The 14,526-nt window shown below is 67.1% G+C and carries 15 protein-coding genes, 1 pseudogene and 1 riboswitch; of the genes and pseudogenes, 10 read left to right on the top strand and 6 right to left on the bottom strand.

Annotation, left to right across the window (positions count from 1 at the left end):
* Positions 1-482 precede the first annotated feature (482 nt).
* Complete coding sequence (locus tag IEY63_RS15905; RefSeq protein ID WP_189069981.1) at positions 483-1,907, top strand: Ig-like domain-containing protein; 1,425 nt, start codon at positions 483-485, stop codon at positions 1,905-1,907.
* Positions 1,908-2,767: 860 nt separating this feature from the next.
* On the opposite strand, the gene IEY63_RS15900 is transcribed toward IEY63_RS15905, so the two are convergent.
* A complete protein-coding gene (locus IEY63_RS15900) occupies positions 2,768-3,655 on the bottom strand; it encodes a hypothetical protein (RefSeq protein ID WP_189069980.1) in 888 nt (295 codons plus the stop codon).
* 967 nt (positions 3,656-4,622) lie between these two features.
* A riboswitch (cyclic di-GMP riboswitch) is annotated at positions 4,623-4,706 on the top strand.
* Positions 4,707-4,921: 215 nt separating this feature from the next.
* Between IEY63_RS15900 and IEY63_RS15895 the strand changes: the two genes are divergently transcribed.
* The 4 genes from IEY63_RS15895 (at position 4,922) to IEY63_RS15880 (ending at position 7,652) form a co-directional block, all read left to right on the top strand.
* Positions 4,922-6,379, top strand: a complete 1,458-nt coding sequence (locus IEY63_RS15895) for an Ig-like domain-containing protein (RefSeq protein WP_189069979.1) — start codon at positions 4,922-4,924, stop codon at positions 6,377-6,379.
* 110 nt (positions 6,380-6,489) lie between these two features.
* Positions 6,490-6,948, top strand: coding sequence for a MarR family winged helix-turn-helix transcriptional regulator (locus IEY63_RS15890; RefSeq protein ID WP_189069978.1), 459 nt, complete (start codon positions 6,490-6,492; stop codon positions 6,946-6,948).
* 111 nt (positions 6,949-7,059) lie between these two features.
* Positions 7,060-7,377, top strand: a complete 318-nt coding sequence (locus tag IEY63_RS15885; RefSeq protein WP_189069977.1) for a DUF6624 domain-containing protein — start codon at positions 7,060-7,062, stop codon at positions 7,375-7,377.
* Positions 7,378-7,412: 35 nt separating this feature from the next.
* On the top strand, positions 7,413-7,652 hold the full coding sequence (locus IEY63_RS15880; RefSeq protein ID WP_189069976.1) for a hypothetical protein: 240 nt from the start codon (positions 7,413-7,415) through the stop codon (positions 7,650-7,652).
* A 480-nt stretch (positions 7,653-8,132) separates the two neighbouring features.
* Here the strand turns inward: IEY63_RS15880 and IEY63_RS15875 are convergent, their stop codons facing one another.
* The gene (locus IEY63_RS15875) at positions 8,133-8,738 is read right to left on the bottom strand and encodes a TetR/AcrR family transcriptional regulator (protein WP_189069975.1); all 606 of its coding nucleotides are present in this window, start codon (positions 8,736-8,738) and stop codon (positions 8,133-8,135) included.
* A gap of 29 nt (positions 8,739-8,767) precedes the next feature.
* Here IEY63_RS15875 and IEY63_RS15870 point away from each other — a divergent pair, with 29 nt between their 5' ends.
* The 3 genes from IEY63_RS15870 to IEY63_RS15860 all read left to right on the top strand — a co-directional run bounded on the left by IEY63_RS15870 (position 8,768) and on the right by IEY63_RS15860 (position 10,228).
* Complete coding sequence (locus IEY63_RS15870) at positions 8,768-9,310, top strand: dihydrofolate reductase family protein (protein ID WP_189069974.1); 543 nt, start codon at positions 8,768-8,770, stop codon at positions 9,308-9,310.
* Between the two features lie 295 nt (positions 9,311-9,605).
* On the top strand, positions 9,606-10,034 hold the full coding sequence (locus IEY63_RS15865; RefSeq protein WP_189069973.1) for a hypothetical protein: 429 nt from the start codon (positions 9,606-9,608) through the stop codon (positions 10,032-10,034).
* Positions 10,031-10,228, top strand: a complete 198-nt coding sequence (locus tag IEY63_RS15860; protein ID WP_189069972.1) for a helix-turn-helix transcriptional regulator — start codon at positions 10,031-10,033, stop codon at positions 10,226-10,228. The genes IEY63_RS15865 and IEY63_RS15860 overlap by 4 nt, the downstream gene beginning before the upstream one ends.
* Before the next feature lie 79 nt (positions 10,229-10,307).
* Here IEY63_RS15860 and IEY63_RS15855 read toward each other — a convergent pair whose 3' ends face one another.
* Positions 10,308-11,162 carry a helix-turn-helix transcriptional regulator gene (locus IEY63_RS15855; RefSeq protein WP_189069971.1) on the bottom strand — a complete coding sequence of 285 codons (855 nt, stop codon included), beginning with the start codon at positions 11,160-11,162 and terminating at the stop codon, positions 10,308-10,310.
* Positions 11,163-11,268: 106 nt separating this feature from the next.
* On the opposite strand from IEY63_RS15855, the gene IEY63_RS15850 reads away from it, so the two are divergent.
* Complete coding sequence (locus tag IEY63_RS15850) at positions 11,269-11,964, top strand: SDR family NAD(P)-dependent oxidoreductase (protein ID WP_189069970.1); 696 nt, start codon at positions 11,269-11,271, stop codon at positions 11,962-11,964.
* Between the two features lie 489 nt (positions 11,965-12,453).
* Here IEY63_RS15850 and IEY63_RS15845 read toward each other — a convergent pair.
* Positions 12,454-12,807 (bottom strand): annotated as a pseudogene (locus tag IEY63_RS15845) (type II toxin-antitoxin system PemK/MazF family toxin).
* Complete coding sequence (locus tag IEY63_RS15840; protein ID WP_189069969.1) at positions 12,794-13,045, bottom strand: DUF8778 family protein; 252 nt, start codon at positions 13,043-13,045, stop codon at positions 12,794-12,796. The pseudogene IEY63_RS15845 and the gene IEY63_RS15840 overlap by 14 nt, the downstream one beginning before the upstream one ends.
* A gap of 146 nt (positions 13,046-13,191) precedes the next feature.
* Between IEY63_RS15840 and IEY63_RS15835 the strand changes: the two genes are divergently transcribed.
* Positions 13,192-14,142, top strand: coding sequence for a tyrosine-type recombinase/integrase (locus IEY63_RS15835; protein ID WP_189069968.1), 951 nt, complete (start codon positions 13,192-13,194; stop codon positions 14,140-14,142).
* 100 nt (positions 14,143-14,242) lie between these two features.
* Here the strand turns inward: IEY63_RS15835 and IEY63_RS22290 are convergent.
* Positions 14,243-14,526, bottom strand: a 284-nt coding sequence (locus IEY63_RS22290; RefSeq protein WP_229784755.1) for a hypothetical protein, incomplete at its 5' end; no start/stop codon positions are given.

Raw genomic sequence — 14,526 nt, 5'->3', positions numbered from 1 at the left:
CACCGACTGGTGCCGCTGCGGGCTGATGGAGAAGGCCTTCTGATCACCGCTGCCCGGTCGTCTGAATCCACTGGAGCGGCCACCAGCCCGGTCATCCTGGAACCGCCGCTCTGTCGTAGGCGCCTGCGTCATGAACGGGTGTGGTCCAGCAGAGATGGTTTCGACCCGCCCGGCGAGGTGCGTCGCTGCAAGGCGGTACCGCGGCAGGGCACAGGATCATGGCCTGACCTGGGGACAGGAGTGTAGGGCCAGATAGGTCAGGCACACTGTCCTCCATCGTTCGGCGCAGCACCCAGCGAGGTGGGGCCCCCATTCGGGTGAGTGAAAAAAGAACTTTGTAAGAAAACTCACGGCATGCTCATGGGGCGACGCAATGAATTTCACGCCGTACCCGGGCACCTGGCGTGAACCGAGCGAGTGGTGCGACCCCCGCAACTTCCCCCATGCCGCTGGGACGCCCACCGTCCTGGCCCAGGAGCCCCATGCAAAACCGCATTCAGCTCACCCTCGCCCTCACCGCCCTCACCGCCGCCCTCGCCTCCTGCGGCACCTCCACCGCCCCCGTCGCCCAGCTCGTCAAGGTGGACGTCGCCGCCCCCATGGGCACACTCTCCGGGGTTCAGCAGGGCCTGAGTGCGCAGGGCTTCACCGGCGACGCCCCCACCCGCCACTACGACGTGACCGTCCGCGACAGCAAGGGCAAGGTCGTCGCCTTCAACGGCACCACCTACGACCCCACCGGCGCCGGCACCACCACCCTGACGCTGAACGACGCCAACCAGTTCAAGCAGACCCTGCTGCTGCCCGCCGGGCAGTACACCTTCGAGAACAAGGTCAAAGACGACGCCAACAACGTCCTGCTCGGCTACGGTCCCGGCAGCGAGAACCCGGGCACCGTGGACGCGGCCTCCACCCTGATCCGCCTCAAGTCCCATGCGGTGCTCGACCCGGCCAACACGACGCTCGCCCCGAGCATGACGCTCAACGAGCTGTACACCGACACCAAGTTCAACCTCAGCCTCAACCTCAAGACCGCCACCTTCGGCGCGGCCATGGCCACGGTGCCCACCAGCGACATCAGCGCGGTCACCTACACCCTCGGCAACGTCACGGACGGCGTGCTCAACGGGGCAGGCAGCAAGGTGGGCGTGAACGTCACCAGCCGCGGCACGGACACCGACAGCGAACTGAACGTCACGGCCAGCTTCAGCGCCTGGGTGCAGGACAGTGGCCGCGACACGGCCAGCTACCAGCCCGTCAGCATCGCGTTTGCCAAGCAGATCCAGACGAACGTGATGACCACCGACACGGTCATGCCCACCCTGAGCCTGAACGCCGCGGCGCCCACCGTGAACACCACCGCGACCCTCGCGGGCACAGTCGGCGATGACGTGATGGTGCAGGGCGTGCGCGTGTACGTGGACGGCAACCTGGTCGCCAGCATGGACCCCAGCGACAACGTCGCCGCGGTGACCGGCGACAGCAACGGGGGCTGGAGCGCGCCGTGGCTGGTCGGGGCCGCAGGCACGTACGCCGTGACGGTGATCGCCGAGGACAGCAGCGGCAACGAAACCCGCGTCGACCAGTCCGTTACCGCCAACGACTACCAAGAGATCAACGTAACGGGCGGGGCTTACTACCAGGACTTCGCGTTCAAAGCGGGCGTGCCCCAGACCTTCAGGATCAACGGCGCCAGGACCTATATCTACGCCTGGAACTACACCTGGTCCGCCGGCTCGACGCTGTCCGGCGTTCTCAAGAACAGCGCCGGTCAGACGCTGACGACGGATCCCTATTACGACGCCAACAACGACGCTGAGCTGTACAACCTGACGGGGGCACCCGGAAGCTACATCTTCACGGTGGTGTCCAGCGTCGACCAGACCGTCCAGATCTGGGCCCAGTAAGTCAGACGCCCCCAGCTCGTCTAAAAAGAACGCCCGCCCCTGGTGGGCGTTCCTTATGAATTCATGGGGCGGCGGCCCGGCCACCAGCGAATGGGTTACCCACCAGGACTCATGTCTGACGCGGACATCCTGCGGCGACCCGATCAGTGGTGCTTTCAGGCCAGGAGCAAACGCTACCGACTGCACGCACCCGTGGATCAGGCCGGTTCCGCTCCAGCCGGTAGGTCCTGAGAACGCGCATGCCGCATTGCGGACAGAGGATTGAACCACGAGGTCCGAAGAGCGGCGCGCGCATGGGCCCGCTCGCACGCCGTTCTTCACCCCGGCCGCAGACCCGTCCCGGAGCTGCACGGTTCGCTGGGGTCATGCCGGCGGTAAGCGCAGTGGCCCTGCGGATCAGGTGGACGGCGTCACCGGTGTCCGTGGCGGTGCCCGGTGAGGGCTCGGCCGTCTCTGCAACCGGCACCCGAGCCGGTCTGGTGGCCGCGACGCTTGGGGGACACCGCGCTTCTGCTGCCGGGCCCTGCCCGCCCGACATCCTGACCGGGACCGCGGCATCGAGGCGGCCTGCCGTTGCCCCATCGGTCAAGGTGGGCGGACACCGTGATCTGCTCGTCCACCTCGTGCTGTCCCCGCGCAGGTGGACGGTCTGGCTGGTGCGGGCCGCCCTGCCCCTGCGGCCGGGCAGGACCGCCTGCCGATCAGGACTGCTGCCCATGGGTGACTGCGTGGGTCTCCAGGCGTTCAATCTGTCCACCGTCACCCCGTGCTGGCGTGGCGCGCAAGCGGGCCGGCCGTCAGCGCCCCGTGTATGACAGTGGGGCGCTGACGGCCTTGCGTGTCAGCTGTCGCGGGGCTTGTCAGCCCCGGTTGAGCGGCGGACCGGAGATGGGCGCGAAGCCCATGAGCGGCGCCGCCTGCTGCACCACCGCGTACATGGCGATGCCCTGGGCGTAACTCACGCTGACGCTCTGGAAGGTGGCCGTGTCCGTCCCGGCGACGCGGATCCAGGCGCTGAAGCTGGCGGTGACGTTCAGCGTGGTGTCATCGGCCGCGCCACGCGCCGTCACGTTCACGCCCACCTTGCTGCCCGCCCCGTTGAGGACACCGTCGGTTGGGCTCCCGAGGCTGTAGGTGACCGCGCTGATGTCGCTGGTGGGCACGGTCGCGGACGCGCCGTTCACGCCCGCCGTTTTGGGACTGAGGGCCAGGTTGACGGTGCTGTCGGTGAACAGCTGGGGGACGTTCTCGGTGGGGGCCAGGACGCTGCTGGCCGGGTCCATGACCGCGTGCGCGGTCAGGCGGACGCTGCCCCCGGTGGTGGTGAGGGTACCGGCGTTCTCGGCAGCGGGGCCATATGCGAGGAGGGTGGCGTTGGTGGCGTCGTCCTTGACGGCGTTCTCGAAGGTGTAGGTGCCGGAGGGGAGCAGCAGCGTGCGGCGGAACAGGTTGCCGCTGTTGAGTTCGACCGTGGCTGCGCCGGTGCCGGTGGGGTCGTAGGTGGTGCCGTTGAACGTGACGACCTGGCCGGAGTCGTCACGTACGGTGACGACGACGTGGCGAGCCGGAGCGTCACTGGTGAGGCCGAGGCCACCGAGGTCCTGGGGGGCGGCGCCCACCATGAATCCAGTGGCGCTCAGGCGCAGTTCGGTAAGCGGACTGGCGGTGGGTGTGGCGGTGCTGTGCCCGCAGGACGCAAGGAGTAGGGCGAGGGATGGACACGCGAGAGCAGAGACGGTGCGGCGCATGGAGACTCCTGTCCAGGAGCGTCGGGGCGCCTGGTGAATACGGGTGGACGGCTGAGCCTCCCTGGCCCGGGTCGGGAAGGCCTGGGCGAGCGCACCGGGAGGAATGGTGAAGAACTTCATTCTTGCCTCATACTCTGCTGGCTGGCGGGTCACAGCGTCCTTACACGCGGCGCACCCGACCAGATGAGCGCGGCAGGAAAGCGCCTATCGGCAGCGGTGGCCTCGCCCCTCACGTCACCAAACGCTGAAAGCGGGGAAACGGCGACCTTGTGTGGGCTTCTCACTGTTCATCCCGGGCGGTGCTCGAGGAAGGGGGCTACTGGCGTGTACACCGAGTCAGTTGTCAGGCCCGATATGATGACGACTGCATTACTACAGCAGCCCGCCTGGCCGTGCCCAGGATCGAAATGGACACCTTGGCGCTGAACCTAGACACTGAAGCGCACGGCCAGATGAACTGCGTCTCCCTGCAGCACCTCGCGGTGCACCTGGGCGTGACGGTGACCTGCTTCATGACGACCGCGCCGGAAGAAGGCCTCACGTGTCATGCGCGGACCCTGCATGAGAGCGGCCGGGCTGGTCCCCGTGAGCCGCGAGGTGCTGCGGCAGCGGGGGTTGAACGGTACCCGGTCAGCCCTGGCATATCGGCTCCGGGCCGCTGGCCTGGGCCTGTTGCTCCGGGCCACGCGGCAGGCGGTGACGCGGGTGGTCGGCGTGTGGCGCCAGAAGGAGGAGCGTCGGGATATTCGACTGCCGGACGGCGTGTCCTGGCGTGGCCCTGGGCGTCCGGTCAACGTTGCCCACCATCGAGGCGGCGCCTGGCTTCCACGCGTGCGTTGTGGTCAGCAGGATGGCAGGGCAACTCAGGGAAGGGCCCACTGCAGACTCATGGAACCATCTCACGTTGTAAGGTTTCTGTGAAATGACCAGCCGCAGAGTATGAGGCACAGGTGAATTTTTAAACAGCAACCTGATGCGAGGCGATGATGTCGGGCCCTTACCCGGGCACCTTGGTCCGACTGAGCCAGTGGTGCGCCCACCGCAGCGTCTCCCCGTCCACGGCCCCCGGGTCGAGTTCTTTCCGCTGGCGTGCCTGCACACCGGCCTGGAGTCCTGACGCGTTCCTTCCTGCCGCCCCTGCCGAGGCTCTTAACGCTGCGCTAACGACACATTCACTAAGTTGCCTGCGTTCGACCGCGCCCACCGCGCATCACACCACGCCTTTCACGCACGGCCCCTTCCCCGGAAGGCGCCACAGGAGCACCCATGCGTTCAGTCCTCAACACCACCCTTGCCCTGACCACCCTCACCCTGGCCCTCGCGTCCTGCGGCCAGCGCGCCGTCACCCCCACCGCCAAAGGACCCCTCATGAAGGTCGAGGTCAGCGCGCCCGCCTTCGCAGGGCAGGGCCTCGGCGCACAGGGCCTCACCGGCGACGCCCCCGCCCGCCACTACGACGTGACCGTCCGCGACAGCGCCGGCAAGACCGTCACCTTCAACGGCACCACCTACGACCCCACCGGCACCGGCGCCACCACCCTGACCCTGAACAGCGCCAACAGCTACCACCGCCTCCTGCTCCTCCCCAAAGGGGACTACACCTTCGAAAACAAGGTCAAGGACGACGCGACCAGCGCCACCCTCCTCGCGTACGGCCCCGCCGCGGAGAACGCCGGCACGGTCGACAAGAACAACACCGTCATCCGCATCAAATCCCACGCGGTGTACGACGCGGCCACCAGCACCCTGGCACCCAGCCTGAGCATGAACGAGCTGTACACCGACACGACGTTCAACCTCAGCCTCAACCTGAAAACCGCACCCGTGAACAGCGGCGCGTCCGCCACCGTCCCCACCAGCGACATCGGCCCCGTGACCTACACCCTGGGTAACGTCAGCGACGGCGTGCTGAACGGCGCGGGCAGCAAGATCGGCGTGAACGTCACGTCGCGCGGTACGGACACCGACAGTGAACTGAACGTCACCGCCACCTTCCAGGCGTGGGTGCAGGTCGCCGGCACGGACACCGCCAGCTACCAGACGGTCAGCGAAAGCTTCGCCAAGCAGATCCAGACCAACGGGCTGACCACCGACACGGTCATGCCCACGCTGACCTTCGCGACCGCCTCGGCCTCGACGGGCGCCGCGCTGAACCTGACCGGTACGGTCGGGGACGACCAGGGCGTGCAGAACGTCCGTGCGTACGTGGACGGCAACCTCGTGGCCAGCAACAACCCCGCCGAGCAGAGTGGCGGCGTCGCGGCCCTGACCGGCGACAGCCAGGGCAACTGGACGGCCGCGTGGACGCCCGCCAAGGACGGGGACTACAGCGTCGTGGTGATCGCGGAGGACACCAGCGGCAACGAAACCCGCGCTGAGCAGACCATCACCGCCACCACGCCCACCGGCGTGACCTACAACATCACGCCCGCCTACGACTGGAACACCAACGCCGTCACATTTATGGCCGGGCAGGTCAACACCTTCAAGGTGCACTGGGACGGCAGCTACAGCTACATGCACGTCTGGATGTCGGTCCTGAGCGGCCCCGGTGACTTCACCGCCACGCTGACCGCCCCTGACGGCTCCAACCAGCCGATTTTCTACGGCGGTAACAACACCGGCTACATCGAATTCGGCGACCAGTACCAGCCTGGCGACTACACCATTACCATGGTCAGCAACAGCGACGCTGTGATTGACGTTCAGGCACACCTGCACTAAGCACGCAGCGTCCTGGTCCACAGCCCCCACCATCTGGTGGGGGCTGTTCATGAGCACCACGGACGCGACCTGCTCACCCTGTCGTTCGCGCCAGCCGGGAGGGTCGGCGCATGTCGGTCGACTCATCCCTGTCTTCCCGCACCGAACGGCGCTCGGCAGACCTCTCCACCCTGGTCGTGCGGCTCGCCCATGACCTGCACGTGCACCTTGCCGCGAAGGTCGCCTCGTCCGCGCTGAGCGTGGAGGCCGTTCATCTGCTCGCGGCCATTCAGGCGTCGCCAGGGCTCACGTTGAAGGCGCTGAGCGCCCGCCTCCGGTTCATCGGGGACCTGACCGAGCTCCTCGCGGACCTGACCGCGCAGGGGCTCATCACGCGGCGCATGGACAGTGCGGTGCTCACCGATGCGGGTCAGCTGGCGCTGCGGCGTCCACTGGCCCGTATGACCGCCCGGCAGACCTCGCTGTTCGCGCACCTCAGCGCCACGGAACAGGCCCGACTGGCGGCCCTGCTCCGCAAGGCACTGGACCGCCCGCAGCTCTTCGGTGCACCTCCCGTACAGGCGTCATGACGGACCCTGTGCCGACTCCAGCTGACCTGAGCCGGTGGACCGCCGCGCGACGCTGGTTTGAGGCGCACCTGACCTGAGTGGTGCGGCGGTTCACGTCGTAAGGCGACGTCGGTGAACCTGCCCTTGGACGCGTGGTTGCTCGCGCAGCACGCCGACCAGGCGCTGATGGTGCAGGCATGCGTGCTGGACCTGATCACGCAGCAGCGTAGCACCCTCCGGGAAGCGCAGCACTTCGCGTATCTCACGGACCGGGTGCGGCTTGGCCGTGGGGAGTCGCAGGTGTACGGCACGCAGGTGCATTACGGCGGCGTGCAAAACAGAGCCTCCCCGATCCGCCTGGACGATCCCACCAGGGTCGACCAGCGCCGCGCGGCGGTTGGTCTCGAGCCGCTCGCGGACTACCTCAAGCGGTTCGAGCGGCGCCGGTGAGTCCGCCAGCGGCAGACGAGCAGTCAGGAGAGGCCATGGATGACCACAGCGAACTCACGCGCAAACCGACTCCTTGCTCACTGCGGGAGCGCCTGCACGCGAACCGCCTGCTGCGGGGCGTGGGGAACGCGGCTGTCGCGGTGAACGGTCTGCTCGGGCAGGGCAGCCCCCCGCCACTGATCCTGCCGCCCGCTGAGGAGCGTCGTGCGCCACCACTGCCCGACACGGACGAGTTTGCCGCCGCATTCCGGGAGGTGCGCCAGCTCATCAAGTGAGACGAGACCTGAGGGACCGACGTCCGCCCGCCACGGGTTCTGGCCAGCACCCGCGGCGGGCGCGGCACACCGTATTCGTTCTGCCCTCGATCCAGCCCACTGCGCCGGGTCATGATGGGAGCATTGTTCACAGGGGCCCTCCCGGCTCACGATGGGCGCAGCTGACCGGAGAGGACGGAATGCTGAGCCGGGCGTACAGTTTGGCGTCCCACGTGCCCTGAGGCCCACTCGGCCGACACAGATCCACGAACTGCTCCGTCGGCTGATCGGCGTCCGCAGAACCCCCTGCACTTCTGGTCGTCCTGTGAATACCGTGAGGCCTGATCGTCCTCCTGACCCTGGTGGGGCCGCCCGCCACCCGTGGCCGAGGGCAGCAGGTGGCGGTGCAGAGCCCAGCGTCGGATGACGATCCCCAGTGGACATGGCGCGCCGCTGCAGGCCGGATCAGTGGGCGGCGAGCGCGCGGTGCGGTGCGGTGGATCAGCTTCGACGCTCGCTGGACTGCTGGTGATGCATGCCCGCCGCGATCAGGCGAACGCCGGTCCGCCAGACCTGACCTGCCACCTGCCCGGCCAGCATGACCCCATGCAGATAATCCACCAGGACGTGGCCCGCCTCGGACACGGCCGTGCGGGGGAGATTCAGCGGTGCGGTGGCCTGCGCGAACAGCCGGTCAAAGTGGGCCATGACGGCCTGGGCCGGCACGTGGCCGGCGATGATGTCGACGGTCAGCCCGGGGTACCGCTCGATGGCCGCCACGTAGTGTCCTGCGAGCGTCTCCAGGCGCTTCACCAGGTCATCTTCGGGCTGGAAATCGGCCTCAGTCAGGTCCAGTTGGCTGAAAGCAGAGTGAACGGCCGCGGCGAGAAGGGCCTGCTTGTTGGGGAAGTAGTGGTAGAGCGCCATGGGATCAGTCTTCAGGTGCCGGGCCAGTGCGCGCAGGGAGAACGTGACTGTTCGGGACTCCAGCAGGGTCAGGGCGGCCTCGAGGATGGCCGCCTCGGTCAGCGCGTTGCCGGTCCTGGGGCGACCGCGATTGCGGAGGGCTGGGCGGTTCTGTCCGTCTCCTGTGGCGTGCGGCACCATGACCTAATTCTACGATGTAGAATTAGGTCATGACGCCTGCCCTGCGTGTCAGCGTGTTTCTCGGCATCAGTCTCGACGGCTACCTGGCCCGCGAGAACCACAGTCTCGACTGGCTCAGCATCGTTCAGACCGACCCACCGGAAGACACGGGGTACTCCAGTTTGATGGCGTCTGTAGACGTCATGGTGCTGGGCAGAACCACCTACGACGTGGTGACCACTTTCCCCGAGTGGCCTTTTACGGGCAAGCGCGTCGTGGTCCTGACGAGCCGGCCACTTCTGGCCCGCCACGGCGAGGAGACCTTTGACGGCGAGCTCAGCGATCTCGTGCAGCAGGTCCGGCTGGCCGGACACCATCACATCTACCTCGACGGCGGTCACGTTGTTCGTCAGGCCCTTCAGGCCGGCGTGGTGACCCACCTGACCTTCTCTTGGCTGCCGATCATGCTCGGCTCTGGTATTGCCCTGTTCAGCCGCACCCTCACTGAACAGCAGTGGCAGCTGACCAGCAGCCAGGCGTTCCCAAGCGGCCTCGTGCAGGCCAGCTATGTCGTGGCGGCACACCCACGCTGAGCATCACGGTGGCGTCCACCTCCACGGCGGCATCACCGTCCGACCGTTCAGGCGGCCCTGGAGACGCCGTGGGCAGCACGACCCCGCCCAAGCAGCACCCACGGGACGCATCGGTCGATGCTGGAGCGTGCCTCACTCGGTGCCGACCACGCGGGCCTTCCATGGGCCAAACCACTGGTGCGTCGGCTGGTGATTCGGGCGCGCGGGCTGGCTTGAGGGACAGACCGCCCGCGGCCCTCCACGACGCCCTGTCAAGTAAGCTTGACATACCGGCGTACCCGCGCCATGATCAGGCATGACAAACAAACTTGACAGCACGGCGCCGTCCACCGGCGACCGGACCCGCGCCCGCACCTACGCCCGCGAGTTCTGGCCCGGCATCCTCGGCTACCTGATCATCCTGGCGGCCGTGATCACCTGGGGGGACCTCAAAGGCCACAGTGCGTGGCGCTTCCTGTGGGCCATCCTGCCGGTGCTGCCACTGCTGCTGGTCATCCGCGCCAGCGTCCGACACCTGGGACGCAGCGACGACTACCAGCAACTGATCCTCCTGCGCGGGCTGGGTGTGGGCTTCGTCGTGGCCATGGCCACCTCCATCACGGTCGCGTTCCTGACGCTCGCCGGGCTCCAGCACCCAGCGCTGCCCTGGGTGCCCTTCACGGCCGGGATGTTCTCGTGGGCCGTCACCACGGCGATGCTCGCCGCTCAGGCGGAGCGCGCGTGAACAACCGCCTGCGGGAACTCCGCGAGGCGCGAGGCTGGACGCAGGGCGCCCTCGCGGACCGCCTCAACGTGTCACGGCAGACGGTGAACGCCCTGGAGACCGGCCGCTACGACCCTGGCCTCCCCCTCGCGTTCCGGATCGCCCGTGAATTTGGCCAGCCGATTGAGGCCATCTTCCACCCAGATCCATCCTGACGCTGACAGGCCCCCAGCGCAGGGGCCGTCGGTGCACTTCCGCCGTGACGTCAGGGGCCTCCCGGTCACGGCCAAATCCTCAGGTCGTTCCGGTCCGGGCCACCTGTCGAGCCAGTTCGATGCGGTGCGCGTCGGGACTCCCCGCTTCGGCCGTCAGCGCGACAATCCTGAGGTCGGCATCACCGGCCGTCAGCACGTCACAGTCGACGCGCACGTGACCGACGACCGGATGCTCGACGACCTTCTGGTCCTCCGTGTGTTCGCCGACCGTTCCGGACTGCCACATCCGGACGAATTCGGCGTTCCCCCCGAGCAGCCGCTGGATCAGGGCACCCAGACGCGCGTCGGTGGGATAACGGGCGCTGGCACGACGCAGGTCCGCGACGAGACCGCGCTTTGAAGCGTCCAGGTCGGTGACCCGGACAGGCCAGGCCTCCACCCGTGCGGGACACCCTGGGACGGGAAACCGCGAGGCCGCGAAGTTCCGGTGCTCCGGAGAAACGGCAGAAGGATCGCCGATCAACGCTGCCCAGCTGTCATTCCACCAGATCTGCTGCCAGTCAGCCGCAAACACCGAAACCGGCACGTCCCCCAGCCGCGTCAGCAGGCGGTGCACGCCGGGCGTGAGACAGTCACGCACCAGCCGGTCGCCCGGAGGCTGCAACCCTGTCAGGCGGTACAGGTGATCGCGTTCTGTGACATTCAGCTGCAGGGCGCCCGCGAGCGCAGCGACCACCTGCCCAGACGGTGTGGTCGCGCGGCCCTGCTCGAGCCGAATCACGTAATCCACTGACAGCCCAGAGCGCTCGGCGAGATCCTCGCGGCGCAACCCGGCTGTCCGGCGGGAGGGCCGGAGCGGTAAGCCCACCTGATCGGGCGTCAACCGTTCCCGCCACACGCGCAGTGTCGCCGCGAGGCTCGTCTGGTCCGTCATGCGCCTCATGCTAGTCCCTGCGGCCGCGCCGCGTGAGGGGAGGACTCACGGTCCTATGGTCGCGTCCTCCCTGGGCGGGCAGCGAACGGGCCGTCACACTCACCCCATGACGATCACCTTCATCACCGGAGCGAACAAGGGCCTGGGCTTTGAAACGGCCCGCCGATTAAGCGAACTGGGGCACACCGTCCTGCTGGGCGCACGACACGCTGAACGGGGCCGGGCCGCTGCGGAGCAGCTGGGCGTGCGATTCGTGCAGATCGACGTTGCAGACGACGCTTCTGTGCGCCGCGCGGCGCAGGACGTCGCGGCGCACGAGGAGCAGATCGACGTGCTCATCAACAACGCGGGCATCATCGGCCCGCACGTGCCGGCCGAGCAACTGACCGGCGCGCAGGCCATGGAGGTCTTCGGAACGAACGTGGTCGGGATCGTCCGCGTGACACACGCGTTCCTGCCCCTCATGCAGGGCTCCAGCCACCCTGTCGTGATCAACGTCAGCAGCGGCATGGGGTCCTTCGCGGTGACCCACGACCCGGACCGCGTCGAATCCAGGGTGACCGCGCCGCTCTACACCGCGTCCAAGGCCGCAGTCACGATGCTGACCACCCAGTACGCCCGGGCTTTTCCCGGCATCCGGTTCAACGCGGCCGACCCCGGGTACACCGCAACGGACCTGAACGGCCACAGTGGCCCACAAACGCTGGAAGAAGGCACCGACGCCATCGTCACCCTCGCAACCGAGCCTGCCGAAGCAGGAACCGGACGCCTGATCGACCGGTTTGGCGGAGTCCCCTGGTGACGAGGACGTGGCGCAGAGCCAGGTCCACAGGGCCTGGGCGTGGTACAGCGGACTTCAGGTGGCGCTGACCTCACCGCTCACGCGGCCGCCCGGGTCGTCCACAGGGCCGGCCACCGTGGGGCGTGGACGGCAGCCCCATGCCGCCTGACGACCACAGGACCGGACGGTTGTTCCCAGGCAACGGTTTCCGCCACTCCGTCGACCGGTCTCAGTCAGTCTGCTGGCGCCAAGAACGTGAGTCCAGACGTAAGGGATCTCTATGCGCTGAGCCGACCAGTGAGGCAAACCCTGCACTTTTGAGGACGTTCAGGTGGGCATGTCTGGGCCGCTGCAGGTCTGGCGGGCAGCGCCTGACCTCCCGATCGCTGAACGCCAAACATTGGAATTAAAAAAGTACGTGCAGGACGAATCAGAAAGGCGTAGCCTCACAGGAGGCTCAGGAAGGGGCCTGCGGCAGGAGTTGAGGGGTACAGGACGGGTCAAAAAGCGTTATGTCAGGGAGAGATGCAGACGCAACGCGTGATCGAGCTGGCGCATCAGCTCCGGTGGGACGACACCGATGGGCGCAGGGCTCAGGCGGCTGTGGCTGATGGTGCGAATCTGCTCCGCTTGGGCTTTGCTGTCCTGAGCCAAGCCCGTTTGATCGGCCGGGAGCAGCACCTAGAAATCGTAGATGCGGGCGACGTTCGAGGTGATGGGCACCACCGTGACAGCCCCGGCGCCCAGGCGATCTACGGTTCGGTTCATGGCGTCACTACTGACGATGACGACGGGACGCCTCTTATCCGCTTCGCTGGGCCGGGCGGGGTCAAGGTCAGCGAGGTAGAGGTCACCTCGGCGCACTGGGCACTCCGCTGGTCATGAGGTCGCCCGCGGCCGAGTCCCACAGGTCGGCGTCTTCCGTGGCATTCCATTCGGTGAGGGCAGCGGCGTACTGCGTTTCGAGTTCCCGTTCCCGGAGAAGCGTCAGGGCAGCGGCGAAGACTTCGGACCGGGAGCGGAGCTGGTGGGTGATTTGGTAGTGCTCGGCGAAGGCCAGCAGCTGAGTATCAAGACTCACACTGGTTTTCTGAACGGTCATACGAAAAGAGTACGTACTTTTGGAAGAAAATAATGTAGGAAGAATAGGTTGCCGGGCTGGCATCTTTCCGCGGCGTAATGCCATCGTAGTCACACTAATATCTGTTAGTGCGAAAATCGGGTATCCGTGATCTCCGAGGCCCAGCCATGACGCTCGTCCGCCGCAGCGACACCCTCGCCCTGACCAACCTCACCGACCAGGCCCTCCGGATCCGCGCCGTCGAAGCCGCCAGCACGTACGACACTGAAGCGCTCGTGCAGATCACCCAGGCGTACATGACCACCGGCAGTCGGAAAGGTGCCCGCACCAGTGCCAAGACCCTCGCCGCCTACAGCCTGGCCGTCCGCGATTTCGTCCCCTGGGCCCAGGCGAACGGTGTGCAGCTGTTGCGGCCGGGTCGGCGTGATGGCGGGCGCTACGTCGCCCAGCTTCAGACTCGCCCGTCCCAGGGTCGAGGAAAGTCAGGGACCCTCTCTGCGGCCACGGTCGCGCAGTACGTCGCCGGCGCCCGCGCCCTCTACCGCGCCCTGCGCTGGGCGGGCGCCACCGAAGCCCAGCCCTTCGAGGATGCCCACGTCCCCCCGGACCCTACGCCCGGCATCGTTAAGAACCCCCCCTACATGCGCGAGGTCGATGACGTCCTCCCGCACTGCGACCCCCGGCTCGCCGCGCTCCTCCTCCTCTGTGCCCACGCGGGCCTGCGCGTCACTGAAGCCCTGAACGTCAAGGTCAGCGACATCCAGGGGGCGCAGCTGACCGTGCATGGCAAGGGCGGCAAGGTCCGCCGCGTGCCCCTGGGCCGCCGGGTCCGCACGGCCCTGCACGGGCTCTTCCCACTCACGCTGGACGGTCGGCTGTTCGATTGGCAGTACCACCAGGTGCAGTACCGCATGCGCCTGGCCTTCCAAGCCGCCGGGCACAGCCTCGCCTGGCGGGGCTTCCACGCCGCCCGGAAGCACTCGGGGACGCGCCTGTACCGAGCAACCAAAGACTTTACCCGGGTGGGGCTGTTCCTGGGCCATTCATCGGTGGATACCACGCGCCGCTACGTCGCGTTGGAAGAAAACGACGTCCAGAACGAAGTCGAGGACTTCTAACGGCAAGTGTGCCGCATGTCCTGGCGCCCACGTGCATACCGCGGTATCCTCTTCAACATCACAGGCGACCCATTTTGGTCGCCTGTCTTCTTGAGCTCACCTACAGCTCGGCTCCTGGAGCTGCGCGTGGATGGCTGGAGGGAGACATCAACGCCGTCCGCCGCTGCTGGCTGTACATCGCCATCCAGCCATCCTCGTCTTCCGTGTCATAGAAGGCGCCCAATGCGTCCGTGTACGCATACGGTGACACCAACTGCTCGCCCTCCCTCACCTCAATCACGACGCTGCCGACATGAGCGTCGAGCACCTGGAGGAGAACTGATCTGTCAAGGGTTTGGTGGAGCCTCAGTTCAGGATGTAAGCCTGCTCCTCGAAAGCCGTCGG

The sequence above is a fragment of the Deinococcus radiotolerans genome, from assembly GCF_014647435.1.
Classification (GTDB): Bacteria; Deinococcota; Deinococci; order Deinococcales; family Deinococcaceae; genus Deinococcus; species Deinococcus radiotolerans.
Note: the sequence above shows the minus strand (reverse complement) of the source record. Positions and strands in the feature narration are given on the sequence as shown.

Coding starts and splice junctions, on each gene's coding strand:
- IEY63_RS15905 (WP_189069981.1), top strand. CDS start 483: ATGCAAAACCGCATTCAGCTCACCCTCGCCCTCACCGCCCTCACCGCC.
- IEY63_RS15900 (WP_189069980.1), bottom strand. CDS start 3,655: ATGCGCCGCACCGTCTCTGCTCTCGCGTGTCCATCCCTCGCCCTACTC.
- IEY63_RS15895 (WP_189069979.1), top strand. CDS start 4,922: ATGCGTTCAGTCCTCAACACCACCCTTGCCCTGACCACCCTCACCCTG.
- IEY63_RS15890 (WP_189069978.1), top strand. CDS start 6,490: ATGTCGGTCGACTCATCCCTGTCTTCCCGCACCGAACGGCGCTCGGCA.
- IEY63_RS15880 (WP_189069976.1), top strand. CDS start 7,413: ATGGATGACCACAGCGAACTCACGCGCAAACCGACTCCTTGCTCACTG.
- IEY63_RS15875 (WP_189069975.1), bottom strand. CDS start 8,738: ATGGTGCCGCACGCCACAGGAGACGGACAGAACCGCCCAGCCCTCCGC.
- IEY63_RS15870 (WP_189069974.1), top strand. CDS start 8,768: ATGACGCCTGCCCTGCGTGTCAGCGTGTTTCTCGGCATCAGTCTCGAC.
- IEY63_RS15865 (WP_189069973.1), top strand. CDS start 9,606: ATGACAAACAAACTTGACAGCACGGCGCCGTCCACCGGCGACCGGACC.
- IEY63_RS15855 (WP_189069971.1), bottom strand. CDS start 11,162: ATGACGGACCAGACGAGCCTCGCGGCGACACTGCGCGTGTGGCGGGAA.
- IEY63_RS15850 (WP_189069970.1), top strand. CDS start 11,269: ATGACGATCACCTTCATCACCGGAGCGAACAAGGGCCTGGGCTTTGAA.
- IEY63_RS15840 (WP_189069969.1), bottom strand. CDS start 13,045: ATGACCGTTCAGAAAACCAGTGTGAGTCTTGATACTCAGCTGCTGGCC.
- IEY63_RS15835 (WP_189069968.1), top strand. CDS start 13,192: ATGACGCTCGTCCGCCGCAGCGACACCCTCGCCCTGACCAACCTCACC.